20 protein-coding genes and 1 tRNA gene are annotated in these 21,223 nt (G+C 51.2%); 15 read left to right on the top strand and 6 right to left on the bottom strand.

Translation table 11 applies throughout. The annotated features are described in order from the left end of the window. Positions 1 to 178 precede the first annotated feature (178 nt). Together lipA and lipB are read left to right on the top strand one after the other, a co-directional pair. Positions 179 to 1,051 carry a lipoyl synthase gene (gene lipA, locus ING2E5A_RS00105; RefSeq protein ID WP_276744622.1) on the top strand — a complete coding sequence of 291 codons (873 nt, stop codon included), beginning with the start codon at positions 179 to 181 and terminating at the stop codon, positions 1,049 to 1,051. A 10-nt stretch (positions 1,052 to 1,061) separates the two neighbouring features. Further along, positions 1,062 to 1,787, top strand: a complete 726-nt coding sequence (gene lipB, locus ING2E5A_RS00100; RefSeq protein ID WP_071138093.1) for a lipoyl(octanoyl) transferase LipB — start codon at positions 1,062 to 1,064, stop codon at positions 1,785 to 1,787. A gap of 51 nt (positions 1,788 to 1,838) precedes the next feature. Here lipB and ING2E5A_RS00095 read toward each other — a convergent pair whose 3' ends face one another. Beyond that, positions 1,839 to 2,162 (bottom strand): pilus assembly protein N-terminal domain-containing protein, encoded by a 324-nt coding sequence (locus ING2E5A_RS00095; RefSeq protein ID WP_071135657.1) that lies wholly within the window; start codon positions 2,160 to 2,162, stop codon positions 1,839 to 1,841. Positions 2,163 to 2,597: 435 nt separating this feature from the next. Between ING2E5A_RS00095 and ING2E5A_RS00090 the strand changes: the two genes are divergently transcribed. The 11 genes from ING2E5A_RS00090 to ING2E5A_RS00040 all read left to right on the top strand — a co-directional run bounded on the left by ING2E5A_RS00090 (position 2,598) and on the right by ING2E5A_RS00040 (position 13,362). Continuing rightward, positions 2,598 to 3,593 carry an AAA family ATPase gene (locus ING2E5A_RS00090; protein ID WP_071135656.1) on the top strand — a complete coding sequence of 332 codons (996 nt, stop codon included), beginning with the start codon at positions 2,598 to 2,600 and terminating at the stop codon, positions 3,591 to 3,593. Positions 3,594 to 3,657: 64 nt separating this feature from the next. Continuing rightward, positions 3,658 to 4,527, top strand: a complete 870-nt coding sequence (locus ING2E5A_RS00085; RefSeq protein WP_071135655.1) for a DUF58 domain-containing protein — start codon at positions 3,658 to 3,660, stop codon at positions 4,525 to 4,527. A gap of 29 nt (positions 4,528 to 4,556) precedes the next feature. Next, on the top strand, positions 4,557 to 5,600 hold the full coding sequence (locus ING2E5A_RS00080) for a hypothetical protein (RefSeq protein ID WP_071135654.1): 1,044 nt from the start codon (positions 4,557 to 4,559) through the stop codon (positions 5,598 to 5,600). Positions 5,601 to 5,604: 4 nt separating this feature from the next. Further along, entirely contained in the window at positions 5,605 to 6,588 is a 984-nt protein-coding gene (locus ING2E5A_RS00075) for a vWA domain-containing protein (RefSeq protein ID WP_071135653.1), read from the top strand. A gap of 36 nt (positions 6,589 to 6,624) precedes the next feature. Next, entirely contained in the window at positions 6,625 to 7,647 is a 1,023-nt protein-coding gene (locus ING2E5A_RS00070) for a vWA domain-containing protein (protein ID WP_071135652.1), read from the top strand. A gap of 8 nt (positions 7,648 to 7,655) precedes the next feature. Next, complete coding sequence (locus tag ING2E5A_RS00065; protein ID WP_071138092.1) at positions 7,656 to 8,345, top strand: tetratricopeptide repeat protein; 690 nt, start codon at positions 7,656 to 7,658, stop codon at positions 8,343 to 8,345. A gap of 30 nt (positions 8,346 to 8,375) precedes the next feature. Beyond that, positions 8,376 to 10,214 carry a BatD family protein gene (locus tag ING2E5A_RS00060; protein WP_071135651.1) on the top strand — a complete coding sequence of 613 codons (1,839 nt, stop codon included), beginning with the start codon at positions 8,376 to 8,378 and terminating at the stop codon, positions 10,212 to 10,214. Between the two features lies 1 nt (position 10,215). Continuing rightward, positions 10,216 to 10,980, top strand: a complete 765-nt coding sequence (locus tag ING2E5A_RS00055; RefSeq protein WP_071135650.1) for a tetratricopeptide repeat protein — start codon at positions 10,216 to 10,218, stop codon at positions 10,978 to 10,980. Beyond that, positions 10,977 to 11,684 carry a phosphatase PAP2 family protein gene (locus ING2E5A_RS00050; RefSeq protein ID WP_071135649.1) on the top strand — a complete coding sequence of 236 codons (708 nt, stop codon included), beginning with the start codon at positions 10,977 to 10,979 and terminating at the stop codon, positions 11,682 to 11,684. The genes ING2E5A_RS00055 and ING2E5A_RS00050 overlap by 4 nt, the downstream gene beginning before the upstream one ends. Before the next feature lie 131 nt (positions 11,685 to 11,815). Further along, positions 11,816 to 12,112 carry a DNA-binding protein gene (locus tag ING2E5A_RS00045; RefSeq protein WP_071135648.1) on the top strand — a complete coding sequence of 99 codons (297 nt, stop codon included), beginning with the start codon at positions 11,816 to 11,818 and terminating at the stop codon, positions 12,110 to 12,112. 95 nt (positions 12,113 to 12,207) lie between these two features. Then, positions 12,208 to 13,362, top strand: coding sequence for a universal stress protein (locus tag ING2E5A_RS00040; RefSeq protein ID WP_071135647.1), 1,155 nt, complete (start codon positions 12,208 to 12,210; stop codon positions 13,360 to 13,362). A 69-nt stretch (positions 13,363 to 13,431) separates the two neighbouring features. Here ING2E5A_RS00040 and ING2E5A_RS00035 read toward each other — a convergent pair. Together ING2E5A_RS00035 and radA are read right to left on the bottom strand one after the other, a co-directional pair. Further along, a tRNA-Cys gene (locus ING2E5A_RS00035) sits at positions 13,432 to 13,502 on the bottom strand. A gap of 70 nt (positions 13,503 to 13,572) precedes the next feature. Beyond that, positions 13,573 to 14,943 (bottom strand): DNA repair protein RadA, encoded by a 1,371-nt coding sequence (radA, locus tag ING2E5A_RS00030; RefSeq protein ID WP_071135646.1) that lies wholly within the window; start codon positions 14,941 to 14,943, stop codon positions 13,573 to 13,575. Between the two features lie 104 nt (positions 14,944 to 15,047). Between radA and ING2E5A_RS00025 the strand changes: the two genes are divergently transcribed. Together ING2E5A_RS00025 and ING2E5A_RS00020 are read left to right on the top strand one after the other, a co-directional pair. Continuing rightward, positions 15,048 to 17,180, top strand: a complete 2,133-nt coding sequence (locus tag ING2E5A_RS00025) for a Tex family protein (RefSeq protein ID WP_071135645.1) — start codon at positions 15,048 to 15,050, stop codon at positions 17,178 to 17,180. Positions 17,181 to 17,215: 35 nt separating this feature from the next. Continuing rightward, on the top strand, positions 17,216 to 17,884 hold the full coding sequence (locus ING2E5A_RS00020) for a carbonic anhydrase (protein WP_071135644.1): 669 nt from the start codon (positions 17,216 to 17,218) through the stop codon (positions 17,882 to 17,884). Here the strand turns inward: ING2E5A_RS00020 and ING2E5A_RS00015 are convergent, their stop codons facing one another. The 3 genes from ING2E5A_RS00015 to dnaA form a co-directional block, all read right to left on the bottom strand. Continuing rightward, on the bottom strand, positions 17,885 to 18,499 hold the full coding sequence (locus tag ING2E5A_RS00015; protein ID WP_071135643.1) for a ribonuclease HII: 615 nt from the start codon (positions 18,497 to 18,499) through the stop codon (positions 17,885 to 17,887). Next, positions 18,496 to 19,746, bottom strand: coding sequence for a metallophosphoesterase family protein (locus ING2E5A_RS00010; protein ID WP_071135642.1), 1,251 nt, complete (start codon positions 19,744 to 19,746; stop codon positions 18,496 to 18,498). Before ING2E5A_RS00010 ends, ING2E5A_RS00015 begins: the two co-directional genes overlap by 4 nt. Before the next feature lie 76 nt (positions 19,747 to 19,822). Continuing rightward, the gene (gene dnaA / locus ING2E5A_RS00005; protein WP_071135641.1) at positions 19,823 to 21,223 is read right to left on the bottom strand and encodes a chromosomal replication initiator protein DnaA; all 1,401 of its coding nucleotides are present in this window, start codon (positions 21,221 to 21,223) and stop codon (positions 19,823 to 19,825) included.

Here is a 21,223-nt window from a genome sequence, read left to right as displayed (position 1 = left end):
TGTGAAATATTTAAAACAGACTACAGGAGTCCGGTAGAATGGAACTCCGGAGGCAAACATACATCAACGGGGAGAAAAAATCAAGTCCTGATTAGTAAAAAACGATGTGCGGCTGCAAACTCTCGGCCTTGGCTATTGTATCTGGAGATTATTGTACTATTTTTGTAGGTGACATTTTATCAATCACAGCAACAAAAATCGAGACGTAATGATACAACGAAAACCCGACTGGCTTAAGGTTGAGCTTCCACAAGGGAAGCAATACCTCGATATAAAGGAAGTTATTGCAAGAAACAGATTGCACACCATCTGCGTGAGTGGCAAGTGTCCGAACCTGGCGGAATGCTGGGGGAACGGTACGGCCACCTTTATGATCCTGGGCGAAATCTGTACCCGATCATGCGGGTTCTGTGCTACAAAAACCGGGAAACCGCTGCCGGTCGACTGGGATGAACTGGACCGGCTGGCCGAGACGATATCCAGAATGAACCTGAAACATTGCGTGATAACCAGTGTCGACAGGGACGACTTGAGGGATTATGGTGCGGGATTCTGGGCGGAGACCATCAGATATATCAAGAAAAAAAATCCCGGAATTACCCTGGAAACCCTGATTCCCGATTTCCTTGGGAAAGCGGAGTTGATTCACCAGGTGATTGAGGCGGGGCCCGAGATCATCTCGCATAACATGGAGACGGTGCGCAGGCTTACGCCGTTGGTGCGGAGCCGTGCTAAATACGATATCAGCCTGAAGACCATAGAGGTGGTTGCAAAAAGCAACAAATGCAAACCCAAATCGGGCATCATGGTCGGTTTGGGCGAAACGCCCGATGAGGTAATTCAGACCATGGACGATCTCAGGTCGGTCGGATGCAGGGTATTGACGATTGGTCAGTACCTGCAGCCCACACGCAACCATCTTCCCGTGAGTGAGTTTGTGTCGCTCGATCAGTTCAGGGAGTATAAGCGGATCGGGCTTGAGAAAGGTTTTGAAATTGTAGAGAGTGGTCCGCTGGTCCGCTCTTCCTACCGTGCCGAAAGACATGTGTAATCGAGTAGAGATGGATAGTAGAAAAGTCACTTTTCAGGATCTTGGCCGTATCCGGTACAAGGAGGCCTGGGATCTGCAGGAACGGCTGTTCCAGTCGGTATTGGAAGCCAAGGTTCATCGCTCCCCCTCCAAACCACAATATCTCCTTTTCTGCGAGCATGAGCCGGTATATACCCTGGGTAAGAGCGGTAAACGGCAGAATCTGCTAATTGCAGAACATCTCTGCAGGAGCAGGAATATCGACTTCTATCCCATCGACCGGGGGGGCGACATCACCTATCACGGTCCGGGACAGCTGGTGGCCTACCCCATTATCGACATGGAGGAGTTCCGCATCGGTGTCAAGGCTTATGTCCACAAACTGGAGGATGTGGTAATTGCAACCCTCCGCTCCTTTGGAATCGAAGGTGAAAAGGATGAGAAGGCGATGGGCGTATGGATTGATGCTGCCCATCCCGCGAAAGCCCGGAAGATATGTGCCATCGGGGTGCGTACCAGCAGATTTGTCACCATGCATGGGCTGGCGCTCAACGTCAATACCGACCTCGACTACTTCAACTACATCAACCCCTGTGGGTTCACCGACAGGGGGGTGACCTCCATGAGGAGAGAGCTGGGCAGGGAGGTGAATTTCCGGGAAGTTGAGGAGAGGATGAAGGTCTCGTTCGTTGAACAGTTTGGGATGGAACTGGTTGAGGAGCAGGTTGCCTGTACCTGTCGAAAAAAAATGGCATGATGTCCGCAAACATCATGCCGAATAGTATCCAGGACGATTAGTGCAGAGCGATCACTCCTCACCAGTCACCTTTACGGTAAAGCTGCCTTGCACCTTGTTCTTGTCGGTGACAGTGATGGTTGTCTGGCCCTCCTTTACCCCGGCAACTTTCACATCACTGGCCGTAACCGTTGCGGTGGCGATGGTCGTGTCGGCCGATGCCACCGTATATGGAGTGGTGCCGCCGCTTACCTTGACGGTTGCCTCTTCTGAGATTTTCACTTCAACTGAAGAAGGTGTCATTGTCAGTTTCGGAGTGGGTTCATCCTTCTTGTCGCATGCCACAAACAGGAGTGAGAGAAAAAAGATGCCAGTCAAATAATTCAGTTTTTTCATACTTAAACATTTAAATTATACATTGGGTTGATAATTGTACATGAACGGCTGAAACCACAGGCTGCCTTGATTCGAATTGATTTCGGCCGTTCAGTAGATAGATGCTGAAATTTGAATAACGCTGCATGAAGAGGGGATTTTAACCTTGATTAACGTTGAAAAGCCTCTCCAGAAAAGGATTTTTAAAATAATTCCCCGTCATCTACGCCCCTAGGCCGTAGCCAGATAGCTGGCAGGAGTGGTATATGCCGACTGAATAGCAGGAGAGCACTCCATGTCGTGATCTAACCCTTAAACATTTTTAACGGCTAAATAGGTGGTAACGCTTTAACATTTCCTATTTTTGTGTTTCGAAAGCCGGGGACCCTCAGGCCGTCGGCAATTCGGGATTTTCAGGTATTCCTTGCAGCACCGCAAACTAAAACAGATTACAATATGAGTCAAGTAATTGATATCAAGGAGCTAAACGAGAGAATTGAGCAGAAGAGCGCCTTCACACAAACCCTGCTTACCGGAATGGACAAGGTGATCGTGGGTCAACGTCACCTGGTGGAGTCACTTCTGATCGGACTGTTGTCGGATGGACATATCCTGCTTGAAGGTGTGCCAGGGTTGGCAAAAACGTTGGCAATCAAGTCGCTGGCCCAACTCATCGAGGCAAAATACAACCGCGTGCAGTTTACGCCAGACCTGCTTCCGGCCGACGTTATCGGCACCATGATCTACAGCCCGCGAAATGAGGAGTTTCAGGTGAAGCATGGTCCGGTCTTCGCCAACTTTGTATTGGCGGACGAGATAAACCGTGCGCCAGCCAAGGTTCAGAGTGCGTTGCTCGAGGCCATGCAGGAACGGCAGGTCACGATCGGTGAGAAGAGCTACAAATTGCCCAATCCTTTTCTGGTTATGGCTACACAAAACCCGATCGAGCAGGAGGGAACCTATCCGCTGCCCGAAGCGCAGGTCGACCGTTTCATGCTGAAGGTGGTGATCGGTTATCCTACCCGCGAGGAGGAGAAGCGGATCATCCGTCAGAACATCTTTGAACCGGTAGCCATCGATCGTCCGGTAGTCTCTACCGATGAGATACTGGAGGCCCGAAAGGTTGTTCGCGATGTCTATATCGACGAAAAGATCGAACGTTATATCGTTGATATCGTATTTGCCACCCGTTTCCCAGACCAGTTCGGCCTGAAGGGGATGAACGAGATGATTGGGTTTGGCGCCTCCCCGCGTGCCTCCATCAACCTGGCACTGGCGGCACGCACCTACGCCTTTATCAAGCGCCGCGGCTACGTGATTCCCGAAGATATCCGTGCCGTTTGTCACGACGTGCTGCGTCACCGTATCGGGCTTACCTACGAAGCCGAAGCCAACAACTTGACATCCGAAGAGATCATCAGTGAAATCCTGAACAGGGTAGAGGTACCCTGATCGTGATCCGGAGCGTTGCAGACGGATTGGATGGCCACGCAACTGTCTCGAAAAATGGGAATAGATGGAAACCAGTGAATTACTAAAAAGGGTACGTCATATTGAGATAAAAGCACGTGGATTGTCGCGGAACATCTTCGCGGGACAATACCACTCTGCTTTTAAGGGACGCGGTATGGCGTTTTCGGAGGTGCGCGAATATCAGTATGGCGACGATATGCGCGATATCGACTGGAACGTGACTGCCCGCTACAACCGGCCCTATGTGAAGATCTTCGAGGAAGAACGGGAACTGACGGTGATGCTGCTCATTGATGTGTCGGAAAGCCTTGGCTTCGGTTCGTCCGGGAAGATAAAACGCGACACGGTAGCCGAGATTGCTGCAACGCTGGCCTTCTCGGCCATTCAAAATAACGACAAGATTGGTGTCATCTTCTTTTCCGACAAGGTGGAGAAATTTATTCCTCCCAAAAAGGGAAGAAAGCACATCCTCTTTATTATCCGCGAAATATTGGGATTTGAGCCCGAAAGTTGCGGAACCGACATCAACTTGGCGCTGCGGTACATGACCAATGCCATCAAGAAACGGTGCACCACATTCCTGATCTCCGACTTTATCGATACGGGAAATTACAAGTTCGCACTTCGTATTGCCAACCGAAAACATGACATTGTTGCAATTCAGGTGTACGATAAGCTCAGCACGGAACTTCCCCCATTGGGACTGATGAAGGTGATGGATCCGGAGACCGGTGGAGAGATGTGGATTGACACTTCCTCAAAGAGCGTAAGGAGCGATTATGCGATGTGGTGGCAGCGCCGTCAGTCGGAGATGATGCTTGCATTCAAGCAGAGCGGTGTGGACAACGTCTCGGTCTCGACCGAGGAGGATTTTGTAAAGGCGCTGCTGCTGCTGTTCCAGCGTAGGAGATAGGAATTGATGAATTAAGAAGAGATTGAGAAGTGGGAAGAGAAGTTCTACATATAGTGTTGTTGTTTTTGCTGTCCGGTGCGGCTCACCACTGCTTTGCACAGCGTGCATCGGTACAGGCGAGTGTTCAGCCGGCCGAGATCCAGATCGGTGAACAGGCGCTCATCAACCTGAAGGTGATTGCCCCCAAAGGCAAAACCATCCAGTTTCCCGTTTATCAGAAGGAGATTGTACCCGGTCTGGAGGTGTTGACCATGCTTCCGCCCGATACCGTCATCGAAAACGAAGTGGCCACGATGAACTTCAAGTATCTGGTCACATCGTTCGATTCCACGCTCTATTATATCCCCTCCATGCCCATTTTCGACGGTACCGACACCATCTATTCCAACTCGTTTGGATTGAAAGTCACTTCACCGGTACTGAAGGATTCGACGGTTGCCTACCTGGAGAAGCTCAACTCGGGAGAGACCGACTCGATCGATTTCCGTCAGCTTCAGCTCAACGATATCAAGCCGCTGCAGAAGCCGCCGTTTGTCTGGACCGATTATCTCTGGATCTTGTGGATCGTTTTGGGTGTCATCCTGCTTCTCTTGCTGATTGGCCTGGTTATCCTCCTTCTGCTCCGGAAAAAGAAAAAAGGCTATTTCTTTACCCCGCCTCAGGTGCTACCTCCGCATCTCCGTGCCATTCAGGAACTGGATAGACTGAAGGCTGCCAAGATATGGCAACAGGGCCGGGAGAAAGAGTTCTATACCAAGGTTACCGACATCCTCCGGGTCTATATGGCTGAACGTTACAGGATCAATGCGATGGAGATGACCTCGGGCGAGATTCTGGCGGAGATAAGAAAACGGACAGATGAAGATTCGGTTTACGATAACCTGGTACAGATCCTCTCGGTGGCCGACAAGGTGAAGTTCGCAAAATACAGACCCTATATGGATGAGAACGACCTGACGCTGATGAATGCCTATTTCTTTGTCAATCAGACGCGCGAACCTGATCCGCTTCCCGATAGGGAGGAACAGGGAAAACTGATGGAAGAGAGTAAAACCGAACAAGGTCAACATTGAAGATATGCAATTTGCCAGCCCTACATACCTCTATCTGTTGCTGATATTGGCCCCGCTGATCGCGTGGTACATCATACGTTTGTCGAAGACACAGGCATCGTTCAGATTGGCCTCTACCAACGCATTCAACAGCAAAAACAGGGGAGCCAGAACCTACCTGCGCCACCTTCCGTTTGTGCTGAGAATGGTGTCGATTGCTCTGATCATAGTTGTTATTGCCCGTCCTCAGGCGGTCGATAGCTGGGAAGAGTCAGAGACGCAGGGGATCGATATCGTGCTGGCCCTTGACGTGTCTGGTTCGATGCTGGCACAGGATTTGCAGCCCAACAGATTGGAGGCGGCCAAGAAGGTCGCTGCCGAATTTATTACTAACCGGAAGAACGATAACATCGGATTGGTGATCTTCGCCGGAGAGAGCTTTACGCAATGTCCCATGACCACCGATCACAAGGTGCTGTTGAATCTGCTCGACGGTATCGATTTCGGACTGATCGAAGATGGTACGGCTATCGGACTGGGACTTGCAAACGCGGTCAACCGTTTGAAAGATAGCGAATCCAAGTCGAAAGTAGTGATCCTGTTGACCGACGGCTCGAATAACCGGGGACAGATTGCACCGCTCACGGCAGCCGACCTGGCGCACTCTTACGGTATTCGCGTCTATACCATCGGTGCCGGTACCAAGGGGGTGGCTCCTACACCGGTGCAGACTCCTTTCGGGATGCGCTTGCAGAACATGCCGGTGGATATCGATGAGAAGACATTGACCGAAATTGCCTCACTTACCGGAGGAAAATATTTCCGGGCAGTGGACAACGAAAGTTTGAGAGATATTTACGATGAGATTGACAAGCTCGAAAAATACCTGATCAGCGTACAGAATGTCACCAGGAAGCAGGAGCTGTTCCTGCCCTTTGCATTGCTTGCACTGGCTCTGATTCTGGCGGAGCTGATCCTGAGAAGAACCTGGTTGAGGAGCATACCGTAGAGGGTAATTGTTGTCAACAGCCAAAAGCAAGAAGAGATGTTTAGATTCGAAAACCCGGAATACCTATACCTGTTTATCGCCATGCCATTTCTGGTGGCGTTATACATCTACCTGAACATCAGGAAGCGGAACGATGTGAAGAGGCTTGGTGTGCTCTCTACAGTAAAACGGATGATGCCTGAATTGTCGCTCAAGCGTTCCTACCTGAAGTTCTGGCTGATTTTTGCAGCACTGTGTGCCGGAATCTTCATGATTGCAAGGCCACAGTTCGGGACCAAGGTAGAAACGGTAGAAAAGGAGGGGATCGAGCTGGTGATAGCCATTGATGTCTCCAACTCCATGCTGGCGCGTGATGTCACTCCCGACAGGTTGTCGCGGGCCAAGCAGATCCTGTCGAGAATCATCGATGTGCGCAAAAACGACAAGGTGGCACTGATCGTCTTTGCAGGTGAGGCGTATGTGCAGATGCCGCTGACCTCCGATACGCAGTCGGCCAAGCTGTTTCTCAACACCATCGACCCGAGCCTTGTTCCTGTTCAGGGAACGGCAATTGCCGAGGCAATACGGTTAGGGATGAACTCCTTTTCGGGCGACCAGGATGTGGATAAGGCGATGATCATCATTACCGACGGCGAAGATCATGAAGGGAATGCCAATGAGGCTGCCCGGCAGGCTTCAGAAGCTGGAATCATGGTGAATGTCCTCGGGATCGGCTCCGTGGAGGGAACCCCCGTGCCGGAGTCGGAATACAGTAATAACTTCCGGACAGACAGCGAGGGGAGGGTCGTGGTCTCGAGACTGAACGAGCAGATGGCCCAGGAGATTGCGCAGAATGGAAAGGGTCTCTATGTGCAGGCCGATAATTCAAATACGGCCATCCGGGCATTGGAGAGTGAACTGAACGAACTGGAGACCAAAAAGAGTGCCACTCTCACTTATTCGGAATATGACGAAAAATTTCCGCTTTTTGCCTGGATCCTGCTGATTATTCTGATTGTGGAATTCTTGATATACGACAAGAAAAACCCGTTGTTTAAAAATATTCGCCTATTCAGATGAGGAACGTAATGAGATATATCATTTTCGCGTTGATGGTTGCCTTGACACTGCCGCTCCAGGCCCAGAAGGGGGTTCGGGAAAATGTGCGGAAAGGGAACAAGGCGTACCGGCAGCAGAAGTTTTCGGAGGCGTTTACCTTCTATAGCGATGCACTGGGAGAGAATCCTTCGTCACCGGAGGCCAACTACAACGCGGGCAACACGTTATACAGACAGAAGGAGTGGGACAAGTCGGCAGAGAGTTACCAGCAGTACCTCTCGATCGAGAAAGAGAATCCGAAGAGAATCTCGGCTGCATGGCACAATATCGGAAATGCACTGTTGCAGAAGAAAGAGCTGGAGAAATCGATGGAAGCCTACAAAATGGCGTTGCGAATCAATCCCGAAGATGACGAAACGCGCTACAACCTGGCCGTCGTACAGAAGATGATACAGGATCAGGAACAGGAACAGGAAGAGCAGCAGCAACAGCAACAGCAGGAAGAGCAGCAGCAACCCGATCAGCAGAATAATCCCGACCAGCCCAAGAAGCCTGAAGAGTCGCCGGAGCCGGAACAGATGTCACGCGACAATGCCCGCCAGTTGTTGCAGGCCATTGAGCAGGATGAACGGGAGACACAGGAGAAGGTCAACAAGATAAAGGCGGAAGAACGGAAGAACAAGGCCGATGAGAACAGACGGCGAAACAGAGATTGGTAGGATAGAGATATTTTAAGATTTGTATAGTCAATGAGGTATTTGAAGAGATATAGCGGATTTTTTCTTTTTCTGGCACTGTTTCTGGCCGGAACAACCATGCTCCGGGCGCAGGTAACATTTCGCGCATCTGCTCCCAATGCAGTGGTGAAGGGTGAGCAGTTCAGGTTGAGCTACACGCTCAACAAGGAGGGTAAAGATCTCCGTCTGCCCGATCTGAAAGGGTTTGAAGTCCTTTTCGGACCATCCACTTCGCGTAGCTATAGCCAGACCATTGTCAACGGAAAATCCACTTCGGAGAGTTCAGTGACCTATACCTATATCCTGGTGGGGCAGGAAGAGGGCACCTTTACCATTGAGCCTGCCTCCATTACAGTGGATGGAAGCAATTACAGATCCAACAGCCTTACGGTAAAGGTGCTTCCTCCGGATAAGGTCACTGAAGGCAATCAGGAAAATGATCCGGGCAGTCCAGGTTCCGCCTCCAGGGCAGAGGGCGGTACGGTGAGTGCAAATGATGCTTTTATCCGGGCGATCGTTTCGAAGGAGAACGTATACGAGCAGGAGGGATTTACCGTTACCTTCCGGTTGTACACCACCCTCAACATTACCAACCTCGGGAAGATCGAATTTCCCGAATTTGAAGGATTCATGGTGGAGGAGGTGCCAATAGCCTCCAATCAGCAACTTCAGCTTGAGCGATACAACGGTCGCAACTACTATACGGCCGATTTGAAGAAGACCCTCCTCTTCCCTCAGCGTTCTGGCAAGATCACCATCCCGTCGGGACGGTTGGAGATGGTGTTCTCGGTCCCTTCCGGAAAGAGGGTTTCCACCTTCTTCGGTACACAGGAGGTGATGGCCGACGTGAAGAAGGCACTGGTGACAAATCCGTTAACTATAAATGTGAAACCGTTGCCCGAGGGGAAACCGTTGAATTTCTCCAACGCGGTTGGAACCTTTACCTTTACCCCTTCCATCAGCACAGAGCAAACCAGGGCAAACGAGCCGGTTACCGTTACACTCGAGATATCGGGAACAGGAAATATGAAGCTGATACGGAACCCCGAAGTGAAGTTCCCCACCAATTTCGAGGGTTATGACCCCACCGTCACCAACAATTTCCAGGTCACCACCAATGGGCTGACCGGCTCAAGGAAGATCGACTATCTGGCTATTCCCCGCTATGAAGGCAATTATGAAATTCCGCCCGTCGAGTTCTCCTATTTCGATCCGAACAGCCACTCCTATAAAACCCTGAAATCGCCCGCTTACAGTTTGCAGATAGCAAAAGGTGACCCGTCGAAAGTATCGGCAAGCAGCTATGTGAATCAGCAGAATGTGCGTGTGGAGCAGGATATCCGTTTCCTGAAGACCGGAGAGCCTCAATACCATTACAGGGACAGCTACTTCGTCGGGACAACCGGTTACTGGTTGTGGTACCTGCTTCCCCTTCTTGGCCTGATTCTCTTCTACCTCTTCAACCGGAAGATGGCCAGAGAGAATGCCGATGTGGCCAGGATGAGGACGAGGAAAGCCAACAAGATGGCGATCCGGAGATTGAAATTGGCTGAGAAGTTTCTGAAGGAGCACAACAAGGAGAAATTCTACGACGAAGTGTTGCGGGCACTCTGGGGCTATTTCAGCGACAAGCTCTCTATCCCGGTTGCCAGTTTGACCAAGGATAACATCGAGAAGGAACTCTCCGATTACGGTGTGGAACAGACGTTGATAGACCGCTTCATGCAGATTCTCGACACCTGTGAGTTCGCACGTTATGCACCGGCAGAGAGCGATACTGCCATGGATAGACTGTATGACGAGACTGTTGACGCCATTGGGAAAATGGAAAGCAAACTAAAACGAAAGTGATATGCAAACGATCAGACATGGATTGACCCTGATTTTACTTCTTTGCGCCACGCTCTCGGTTGCGCAAAGCACTGTGGAATCGGCGTCCGAAGCATACCGGAGTGAAGATTACAAGAGAAGTATCCAGCTCTATGAACAGGTGGTGGCCCAACTGCTGTCGGAAGGCAGGGAATCGGCCGAGATCTATTACAACTTGGGTAATGCCTATTTCAGAAACGGAGAGACAGCAAAGGCGATTCTGAACTATGAACGGGCTCTGCTCCTCGATCCGGGAGACAGCGATATCCGGCACAATCTCAGGTTTGCCCGTACACGTATCGAGGACAAGATCGATACCGCCGAGACCTTTTTTCTGACAAGCTGGATCAACAATCTTGAAAACCTGCTCAATTCCAACCGGTGGGCAACCCTTGCCATTATCCTCTTTATCGCCTTTCTTTCCTGCATCGCCACCTTCCTCTTTGTCAGAAGAATCTGGATCAGGAAAACAGCCTTCTATGCCGGACTGGTCATCTTTCTCTTCGTGATTTTGGCCAATGTTTTCGCCTTCAACCAGAAGAACAGCCGCACCCGGCGCAATACCGGAATCGTGATGTCGGCCTCGGCATCCATCATGGCCTCTCCAGATGCCAACAGTCAGGAGTTGTTCAGGCTGCATGAAGGAACGAAGGTCAAGCTCAACAAGACCTACGGGAACTGGATCGAGATTGAAATTGCCAATGGAAGTGTTGGCTGGACATCGAAAGAGAACGTGGAGGTGATATGAAAGAGGCGGTCGAGAATTTCTTGCCAATAGAGCGGGAGCTCTTTTTTGCGTTAAACGGCAGCGACTCCGTTTTCCTCGACAATCTTTTCTGGACCTATACCGGCAGGTATGTCTGGATGTTGATGTTGCTCTGTTTTGTTGTGATCTATTTCTGGAAGACGCCTCGACCACGCCGGGAGGCTATTCTCGCAACGGTTTTTCTGGTGGTGCTCTTTGCCCTGTGCGATCAGGTATCGTCGGGGCTGTTCAAGCCCCTCTTCGAGCGGTATCGTCCCACACACCATCCCGATTTCAAGGATATGGTGGATATTGTGAATAATTACCGGGGCGGACGGTTCGGATTCATTTCAGGCCATGCCACCAATAGTTTCGGTTTGGCGCTCTTTATATCACTACTGTTCAAGAACCGCTGGGTAACCATCCCGCTATTTGTGTGGGCAGTTCTGAACAGTTATTCAAGGATCTACCTGGGAGTCCATTTCATATCTGATATCGTTGCCGGAGCCATTGTCGGTTCACTGCTCGCATTGTTGCTTTATGAACTCTATGTCCAGGTAAGAATCCGCTACCTTCACGTCGCCCAAACGCAGGCCCGTTTGTCGTTCTATCCGGCAAAAGATGGCATGCTCCTCGGGATCATATGTTCTGCCTATATACTCTTCATTCTAATTTTCAGTCCTCTCCTGGCAACTTTACCGCACTGATTTTTGTTAAAAGGTAAGTAGGGAACTTTTTACCATTTTTTGCCGAAAAAAATTGGCGTTATCTGAAATATTGTGTAAGTTTAGGGCATAATTCACTAACGAGATTTATCAATCAATAAAATTTAGAAGCCATGGCAAGAACTCTCACATTTAACGAATTAAGAGCATTGAAAGACAAGCTCCCTGACGGTAGTATCCACCGGATAGCTGAAGAATTGGGATTGAAGCCCGAGACGGTAAGAAATTATTTCGGTGGATACAACTACAAGGAAGGCAAAAGTATAGGCGTTCATATAGAGCCGGGTCCCGACGGGGGCATCGTTGTGCTGGATGATTCCACGATATTTGATAAAGCATTGTCCATATTGGGCTTGGAAGATTATCCCGTTTATCAATCAGAACCTATTGAGGGAGAGGATAATATCTGATTTATTTCCAACAGGCAGAGCCCAATATTTGACGGATTACAGGCAAATATTGGGCTTTTTCTTTTGATAGCAATAACCAATTTAAAGAGACAAACATGGGAAAAGAAGATAAAAAACCAGGCGGTCCAGAACAGAAGCTGGTGACCGTTGCGATCCACTCCTATGAAAAGGCGGTGATTCTTAAATCGATTCTCGAGTCGGAAGGCATTCCTGCCGTAATTCACGGAGTGAGCATCATTCAACCCACTGTTCCGGGGAACGTCCGTGTCAGGATAAACGAGAGCGATCTGCCCAAAGCACTCACCATCATTGAGCAGGTAGATTTTACCTCAAACGTTGAATCGATGGATGATCTCGAGCATGTAAAAGTGAATAACGAGGTGTTGATCCCGGTCGACTTCTCTAGCTACACGATGAAGGCCTGCGAGTTCGGCTTTAATCTTGCCTTTGATATCGGCTGTGAAGTGAAGTTGATCCACGCTTTCTTTACCCCCTACTATCCGATGGCCATACCTTTCGGCGATTCGTTCTCCGTGCAGACCTCGGATAGGGATCTCTACAAGGATATCCGCAACAGGATGGAGTCGGAGATGGAGAGGCTGGTCAAGAACATCCGTGAGAGAATTGCCAATAAGGAGTTGCCCGATGTCCGGTTCACATCCGCGCTGATGGAGGGATTACCAGAAGAGGAGATCATCTCCTATTCAAAGAAGCAGCGTCCGAGAGCCATTGTCATGGGAACACGGGGTAGCAACGCCAAGGATCTCGACCTGATCGGAAGCGTCACCGCCGAAGTGATCGACGGCTGCAGGACACCGATCTTTGCCATTCCTGAAAATTCGAAAGATCAGGATATCTCTCAAATGAAGAACATTCTTTTCCTCACCAACTTCCGGGAGCGTGAGTTCAAGGCGTTCGACATCATGATGGGATTTATCAGGCCCTATCCCGTCAAGGTCTATCTGGCCCATATGAGCAGGAAAGGGGATATGTGGGTCGAGATCAAGCTCTCGGGAACCCAGCGATATCTTGAGGAGCAATATCCCGATCTCGATATCGACTACAAGCTGATCGACCGTGACAGGCAGCTTGAGATCATCCTCGAAGAGTTTGTGGAGGAGCACAAGATAGACATGATTGCCATGTCGAGTTCCAGGAGAGGACTCTTTACCCGCATCTTTAATCCGGGAATTGCCCGCCGGATGCTTTTCCATTCCGACACACCACTGCTGGTGATCAAGGGATTGTAGAAAGAGCATAACATAAGAGAGGCCGTCCTGCAGAAGTTACTCTTCCTGTCGGGACGGCCTCTCTTGTTGAGGTACCTGGCGGAGTCGAACCGCCGTGGACGGTTTTGCAGACCGCTACCTAACCACTCGGTCAAGGTACCGTTGTGCCTGAAGTGGATACAAAGATAGATATTTTATTTTAGCGAGCAAATATCTTTCCTACAAATTTATCTATGAAAATAGCATTCGGAATGCGTCACTCACCTTTTTTACCGGTTCGATTTCAATTTTCACTTTCGATTTAAAGCCTTTCAGGTTGTTGGCGGGTACAACGATGCGTGAGAAGCCCAACTTCTCAGCTTCGGTAATCCGCTGTTCGATCCGGTTTACCGGACGGATCTCGCCCGATAATCCCACCTCGCCGGTGAGACAGGTCTCTCTCTCAACAGCCATATCCAGGCTCGACGAGAGGATGGAGCTGATCACCGCCAGATCCATTCCCGGATCGTTTACGCGCAATCCCCCGGCAATGTTGAGGAAGACATCCTTTTGAGCCAGTTTAAAGCCGGCACGCTTCTCCAGTACGGCCAGCAACATGTTCATCCGCCGGATATCGAAGCCGGTGGCCGACCGTTGCGGATTGCCGCCGTACGCCGCCGTGCTCACCAGGGCCTGTGTCTCGATAAGAAAGGGGCGTACCCCCTCGATCACCGCCGAGATGACCGCTCCGCTCAACCCTTCGTGGTTCTGGGTAAGCAGCAGCTCCGAAGGGTTGCTGACCTCACGGAGTCCGGAAGGGGTCATTTCGTAGATTCCCAGCTCGGATGTGCTGCCGAACCGGTTTTTGATGCTCCTCAATATGCGGTACATGTAGTGCTGGTCGCCCTCGAACTGCAGAACCGTGTCTACAATGTGCTCCAGTACCTTGGGTCCGGCAATGCTGCCCTCCTTGGTGATATGGCCGATTAGGATCACCGGGGTGCCCGACTGCTTGGCAAATTTCAGCACCGAGGCGGCACACTCCCTGACCTGGGAGATGCTGCCGGGCGATGACTCCAGCAGTTCGCTGTAGACTGTCTGGATGGAGTCGATGATAACAAGTTGCGGTGAGGTGTTCCGGATATGCTTGAATATCTCGTCGAGATTGGTCTCGCACACGATCAGGCAGTTTTCATTCGTGATCCCGAGGCGGTCGGCCCTCAGCTTCAACTGTCGCGCGCTCTCTTCGCCCGAAACGTATAGGGTTCTGATGTCACCCAGTTTCAACATTGTTTGAAGCACCAGCGTCGATTTGCCGATTCCCGGTTCCCCCCCTATCAATACCAGTGAGGCGGGAACCAACCCGCCACCAAGTACCCGGTTGAACTCCTCATCGTGCATGTCGATCCGGGGCTCCTGTTCGGCCCTTATCTCGCCGAGCGTCTGAGGGTGGCTCTTGACGCTTTCAAATGATCGGGTATCGCCCATTTTCGAGGCACTCTCTTTTCTCACCACCTCTTCCACCATCGATCCCCACTCCCCGCAGGCAGGGCACCTGCCCATCCATTTGGGCGACTCGTTCCCGCAGTTGGAACAGAAGTATGTCGTTTTCAGTTTAGCCATGCTATATTCTCAATATGTCGATAAGATGAAGTTTTGATACAAAGATAGCTATATTTTCACCCTTTTGAACATTTTTGTATTTTTGTACCAAAAATAACTCCCTGATGGACCGATCCATAATTATTTCGCTAATTTCCAACACGTTAAATCTCCGTCCCGTAAATGTAGAAAATACCATCACCCTTTTGGACAGAGGTGCAACCATCCCCTTTATCAGCCGCTACCGGAAAGAGGTAACCGGAGCCCTGAACGAGGTGCAGATAGCCGAGGTCAAATCGCTGAACGACAAGTATGTAGAGCTGGAGAAGCGAAAAAGGACCATTCTCGCCTCCATTGAGGAGCAGGAGAAGCTGACGCCGGAGCTGAAAGAGCGGATCGGCAACTGCTGGGATCCCGTAGCGCTTGAGGATATCTACCTCCCTTACAAACCCAAGCGACAGACACGTGCTGAACTGGCCCGGAAGAGGGGGCTTGAGCCGCTGGCCAAGTGGTTGATGCTGCAGCAGGCCGGTTCTGTCGAGGCGAAAGCCCGTCAGTTCATCGGAGAGGAGGTTGCCGATACCGGAGCCGCATTGAAGGGAGCTTGCGACATTATCGCAGAATGGGTAAATGAAGATGAAAAAGCGCGTCAGCTCATTCGAAACATCTTTGCGCGCGAGGCGGTCATTTCTGCCAAAGTAATAAAAGGGAAGGAGCAGGAGGGCGAAAAGTATCGCGACTATTTCGACTTCTCCACCCCGCTTTCCCGATGCCCTTCACACCGTTTACTTGCCATCCGGCGAGGAGAAGCGGAAGGGTTCCTGCGTGTATCCATTTCGCCCGACGATGAGAGATGCCTCGATAAGCTGGTTCCCCGTTTTGCCAGGATCAACTGCGAGGCGGCAGACTATGTCGAAAAGGCGGTGGAGGACGCCTACAAACGTCTGCTCAAACCCTCCATTGAAACGGAGTTTGCCAACCTCTCCAAAGAGAAGGCAGATGTGGCGGCCATTGCCGTCTTCGCCGAAAACCTGCGGCAACTGCTGCTCTCTCCCCCTTTGGGACAGAAACGGATACTGGCTGTCGATCCGGGATATCGGACGGGTTGCAAGCTTGTTTGCCTGGATGAGCAGGGTAACTTGCTGCACAATGAGACCATCTATCCCCATCCGCCGCAGAATGAGTTTTCGAAATCGGCCGCCAAGGTTACCAAGCTTGTCTCCACCTACCGCATCGATGCGATTGCCATCGGTAACGGTACGGCAAGCCGTGAAACGGAGCGCTTTATTGCCAACCTGAGGTATGATAGGGAGGTAAAGGTATTTGTGGTCAGTGAAAACGGGGCTTCGGTATATTCGGCATCGAAGGTGGCCCGCGAGGAGTTTCCCGATTATGACGTTACTGTCCGTGGGGCGGTATCCATAGGCCGGAGGCTGATTGATCCGCTGGCCGAACTGGTGAAGATCGATCCGAAATCGATCGGGGTGGGGCAGTATCAGCACGATGTGGATCAGACCAAGCTGAAACAGTCGCTCGACCAGACTGTGGAGAGTTGTGTCAATCTGGTCGGAGTCAACCTGAACACGGCAAGCAAGCATCTGTTGATGTATGTATCGGGACTGGGTGAATCGCTCGCGCAACATATCGTCAACTACCGTACCGAGAACGGTCCCTTTCGCTCACGGACAACCCTGAAGAGGGTGCCCCGTCTGGGCGAGAAGGCTTTTGAGCAGTGTGCCGGCTTCCTCCGGATTCCCGATGCTGACAATCCGCTCGATAACTCCGCCGTCCATCCCGAAAGCTATCCGGTTGTGGAGAAGATGGCCAGTGACCTTGGATGTTCGGTAAAGGAGCTGATCGGCAATAGAGAGCTGATCGCAACCATCGATATCAACCGTTATCGGAGTGGAAATGTCGGCACGGAGACGTTAACCGATATCCTTCAGGAGCTTGAGAAACCCGGTCGAGACCCCCGCTCGAACGTGAAACTGCTGGAGTTCGATCCTTCCCTGCGAACCATCGCCGATGTGAAGGAGGGGATGGTGGTGAACGGAATCGTGACCAACATTACCAACTTTGGCTGTTTTGTTGATTTCGGCATCAAGGAGAACGGGCTGGTCCATATTTCGGAGCTGGCCGACCGCTTCGTTACCAACCCTACCGATGTGGTTTCACTCCATCAGCATGTCAGGGTAAAGGTGCTGTCGGTCGACCTGGATCGGAAACGGATTCATCTGAGTATGAAAAATATAACCTGACCCAATCTTTAAGATTAAAACCAAACCGATTGACTATGAAAGAGATTGACCAACAGGGATCGAGAGCAGGCGATCACCCCTTATTCGACGGGATCCGTGAGTTTGTAGCCAACGAGTTCGTGCCGCGTCAGCAGTTCTTCGAGGAGCTGGGACAGGAGCAGCATCCGCATACGCTCTTTATCGGTTGTTCCGATTCGAGGGTGGTGCCCAACCTGGTAACCCGTACTTTCCCGGGCGAACTGTTTGTGGTAAGGAATATCGCCAATCTTGTTCCCTACTACAAGAAAGACTCGGATACCTTTTTAGCCACATCGGCCGTCATCGAGTATGCGGTAAAGCAGATGAATGTCAGCAATATCGTGGTCTGCGGCCACTCCAACTGCGGGGGATGTGCCGCCCTCTACCAGGAGCGTAGTGAACTCAAGGATCTTCCCCATACCAGGAAGTGGCTGGAACTTGCATTGCCGGTAAAAGAGGCTGTAGAGGAGATGATGGCGAAACAGAGGATTACCCTCGAAGAGAGGAGTGAATATACCGAGAAGATGAATGTGGTTGAGCAGGTAAACCATCTGATGAGGTATCCCTATGTTCGGCAACGGATTAAGGAGGGGCGGCTAAGTGTCATGGGCTGGTACTACCGGATCGAAAAGGGTGAGATCCATTATTACGACCTGAAGCAAAAACGGTTTATCCGGATCGAGTGATTAAAACTCCAGTTTCAGCTGACGTTCCGTTAACTGGAAGCTCTTCCGGTGATGAGGCGTGATGCCGTACTGCCTGATCGCCTTGCGGTGTGCAGCGGTGGGATATCCTTTGTTGTGATCCCAACCATACTGTGGAAACTCCCGGTGCAGCCTCTCCATATACTCGTCACGGTGGCTCTTGGCCAGTACCGAGGCTGCAGCAATCGACATGTACTTGCCGTCGCCCTTCACCACACAGGTGTGGGGGATCTCCCTGAATGGGCGGAAGCGGTTTCCGTCGATCAGGATATGGTCGGGGAGAATCTTCAGCCCGGCCAGGGCTTTGTGCATCGCCGCGACCGACGCCCAGAGGATATTCATCTCATCGATCTCTTCCGGGGTGCAGCTCGCCACGGCATAGCTCAGGGCGTGTCGTTCGATCAGGGGGCGGAGCTCCCGGCGCATCTTTCCGGTCAACTGCTTGGAGTCGTTCAATGCGTCACACCGGAAGTGGGGCGGAAGTATGACGGCAGCGGCAAATACCGGTCCTGCCAGACATCCGCGTCCTACCTCGTCGCAACCGGCTTCGATACGGTCGGGAAACATCCAGGGTTGTAGTGGGGCATGCTCTCTCATTTTGCCTCCAGTTCAATCACCAGCCGATTGTCGGCCGGGGGAAAGTCGAGTTGAAAATCGGTTTCGCCGGCTGTCCCGTCCAACAGCCCGGCCAGGTTCTGGATGGCTTGAACCAATGCTTCGTCGGGTCTTTCATCGCCACGCAGATGGAGCAGATGCATTTCCACCAGTAATTCGGTCAACGCCGATTCCGTTTCGGCCGGCAGGGGGATGCCGATGGCCCTGATCCGGTTACGGGCAACCTTGCGGGTCAGTTCGGCCGCTCTCTGGCGAGATTGGGTCTCCAGATCGGGGTTTGACGGGATGGATGTGACAAACCGGGTATCGATCGAGAGTTTCCCCTCCTCCAGCTGTATGATCCTGTAGGCAAAAGGAAAACCAGCAAGGCTGGCCGTCTCCACATCATAGATGGGATTGCCGCCGGGGGAGATAAGGCGGGTGATATCGTTCGAATGGAAATGTCCGGTGAAGACCACCCTCAGCCCCTCGTCCGCCAGTGTGGCGGCCCTCTGTTGCCACCCGTCGACCAGGTAATCGGAGAAAAAGAGCGCCTGGTAAGGCATATGTTCCACCAGGCCGTGGTGCATCATGCCCAGCACGGTGACTCCCTTCTCCCTTGCTTTCCGGAGGAGATCGACAGCCCATTGCAGGGTTTGCGGCAGGATTCGTCCGCCGCTTACCGATGAGCGGGTATACTCTCCATAACGGCTGGTATCGAGACAGAGCAGCCATGTGGTCTCGTCAATTGTCATTGCGTAACTCAGCGAGGAGCTGTCCCTGCTGAATGCATCACCATAGCCGAACGGGGCGTATAATTTGACGAAATCGCTCTCCGATATCCCTTCGGCGGGCACCGGTTTGGCTCCGGTATAGGATTTCGCATCGGGAATATTGATATCGTGATTTCCAGGTACTACCGCCACCTTTATTCCGCTTTGCCTGACCGACTGCAGTCTCTCCGTCAGATCGCTGTGGCTTTCCTTCTCCCCATGGTTGGTCAGATCCCCGCAGATCAGCAGCAGATCTATCTTCTCCAGTTGAAGTCCGTTCAAAACATGCTCCAGTACTTCGTGCATTTCGCCGATCTTTCTCCCAGTGGCAGATTCGTAGGCAGAAAGTGCGTCACTTTCGGAAGCAAGCCGCGGGGAGAGAAAATGGAGGTCGCTGATCACACCAATCTTTATCGGACCGGAGGCCGATACGGTTAGTGAGACGCACAATAGAAGAAAAAGGTGGAGCCCTCTCATTTTGATTGCTGTATTATGGAGGCACCGCGCAATGGCGAGCGTCTGGAGATATCCTTGCGGTTGGCCAAGATTTGGTTCAGGATTGCAGGAGACGCTCTATCTCCTGGATATCGGAGCGGAACCCCTTATCCACTTCCGTCAGATTCTTGATGGTGTTACAGGCGTGGAGTACAGTGGCATGGTTCCGGTTCCCCACCTGGATCCCGATCTGGGAGAGCGATAATTCGGTATATTTCTTGATGAAATACATGGTTACCTGTCGTGCCTGTACAATCTCCCTTTTCCGGGAAGCGGACTGAATCAGATCCTTTTTGATGTTGTAGAAATCGCTGACTGTCTCCTGGATCTTCTGTACGGTGATCTTCTTCTTCTCAAAACGGATGTTCTGCTCCATGACACGGCGTGCCAGCGTGATGTCAATTTCACGGTTGTTGATGATGGAGTGTGCCATCAGCGAAACGATGACACCTTCAAGATCACGAACATTTTCCGTTACGTTTTCGGCGATAAAGTCGATCACCTGATCGGAGATGGTCAATCCGTCGGTCAGGATTTTATGTTTCAGTATCTTTTTACGAAGCTCCTTGTCGGGCCGTTCCAGTTTAGTGGAAAGTCCCCAGCGGAAGCGGGTCAGCAATCGCTCCTCCATCCCCTGCATCTCAGTGGGAGAACAGTCCGATGTCATCACCAGTTGCTTGTTGTTGTGGTGAAGATGGTTGAATATATGGAAGAAGGTGTTCTGCGTTTTCTCCAGTCCCGAGAGCTCCTGGATATCATCGATGATAAGTACGTCGATACTCTGGTAGAAGTTGATAAAGTCGTTTATGGTGTTGAAACGTCTTGCATCCGTATACTGCACCTTGAACAGGTGTGCCGTAATATAGAGTACCTTCTTGTCGGGGTAGAGTTCCAGAACTTTTGAACCGATTGCGTGGCAGAGGTGCGTTTTTCCCACACCCGATTTCCCATACACGAAAAGGGGGTTAAAGGCGGTCTTCGCCGGGTTTAACCCTACCGCTTCGGCTGCCGTGCGTGCCAGGCGGTTGCTTTCTCCCTCGAAGAAGTTGTTGAAGGTGTATTTGGGATTTATCTGCGAGTCGAATTCAGACGGTGCCACCCTGTCGAATGGCGTAGGCACCTTTGCCGATACCGGATTCTGATTCTTCTTGTCGGAAACGGTAAGTTTGGGCTCACCGCGCATCTCCACAGTTGTGTTGCTTTCAGCCTCTATCAGGATGCGGTAGTTGAGAATGGTTCCTTCTCCGATTTTACGGTAGAGTGTCTGTTGGATAAGATCGATATATTTATCCTCGAGATACTCGTAAAAAAACTGACTGGGAACCTGAATCGTGAGAACATTGCCTTCATATTTCAGCGGGACAATTGGCTTAAACCACGTATTGAATGCAGCTTCGGGAATGATATCACGAATCACATCAAGACAATTTCTCCATAAAATTTTGCAGTCAGTGTTCAT

It is taken from the genome of Petrimonas mucosa, from assembly GCF_900095795.1.
Lineage (GTDB): Bacteria > Bacteroidota > Bacteroidia > Bacteroidales > Dysgonomonadaceae > Petrimonas > Petrimonas mucosa.
This window is presented reverse-complemented; position numbering and strand designations above follow the sequence as displayed.

Coding starts and splice junctions, on each gene's coding strand:
- ING2E5A_RS00050 (WP_071135649.1), top strand. CDS start 10,977: ATGAAAGAGGCGGTCGAGAATTTCTTGCCAATAGAGCGGGAGCTCTTT.
- ING2E5A_RS00010 (WP_071135642.1), bottom strand. CDS start 19,746: ATGAGAGGGCTCCACCTTTTTCTTCTATTGTGCGTCTCACTAACCGTA.
- ING2E5A_RS00070 (WP_071135652.1), top strand. CDS start 6,625: ATGTTTAGATTCGAAAACCCGGAATACCTATACCTGTTTATCGCCATG.
- ING2E5A_RS00045 (WP_071135648.1), top strand. CDS start 11,816: ATGGCAAGAACTCTCACATTTAACGAATTAAGAGCATTGAAAGACAAG.
- ING2E5A_RS00065 (WP_071138092.1), top strand. CDS start 7,656: ATGAGATATATCATTTTCGCGTTGATGGTTGCCTTGACACTGCCGCTC.
- lipB (WP_071138093.1), top strand. CDS start 1,062: ATGGATAGTAGAAAAGTCACTTTTCAGGATCTTGGCCGTATCCGGTAC.
- ING2E5A_RS00085 (WP_071135655.1), top strand. CDS start 3,658: ATGGAAACCAGTGAATTACTAAAAAGGGTACGTCATATTGAGATAAAA.
- ING2E5A_RS00015 (WP_071135643.1), bottom strand. CDS start 18,499: ATGAGAGAGCATGCCCCACTACAACCCTGGATGTTTCCCGACCGTATC.
- ING2E5A_RS00060 (WP_071135651.1), top strand. CDS start 8,376: ATGAGGTATTTGAAGAGATATAGCGGATTTTTTCTTTTTCTGGCACTG.
- ING2E5A_RS00040 (WP_071135647.1), top strand. CDS start 12,208: ATGGGAAAAGAAGATAAAAAACCAGGCGGTCCAGAACAGAAGCTGGTG.
- radA (WP_071135646.1), bottom strand. CDS start 14,943: ATGGCTAAACTGAAAACGACATACTTCTGTTCCAACTGCGGGAACGAG.
- ING2E5A_RS00090 (WP_071135656.1), top strand. CDS start 2,598: ATGAGTCAAGTAATTGATATCAAGGAGCTAAACGAGAGAATTGAGCAG.
- ING2E5A_RS00025 (WP_071135645.1), top strand. CDS start 15,048: ATGGACCGATCCATAATTATTTCGCTAATTTCCAACACGTTAAATCTC.
- dnaA (WP_071135641.1), bottom strand. CDS start 21,223: ATGAACACTGACTGCAAAATTTTATGGAGAAATTGTCTTGATGTGATT.
- ING2E5A_RS00055 (WP_071135650.1), top strand. CDS start 10,216: ATGCAAACGATCAGACATGGATTGACCCTGATTTTACTTCTTTGCGCC.
- ING2E5A_RS00075 (WP_071135653.1), top strand. CDS start 5,605: ATGCAATTTGCCAGCCCTACATACCTCTATCTGTTGCTGATATTGGCC.
- ING2E5A_RS00020 (WP_071135644.1), top strand. CDS start 17,216: ATGAAAGAGATTGACCAACAGGGATCGAGAGCAGGCGATCACCCCTTA.
- ING2E5A_RS00095 (WP_071135657.1), bottom strand. CDS start 2,162: ATGAAAAAACTGAATTATTTGACTGGCATCTTTTTTCTCTCACTCCTG.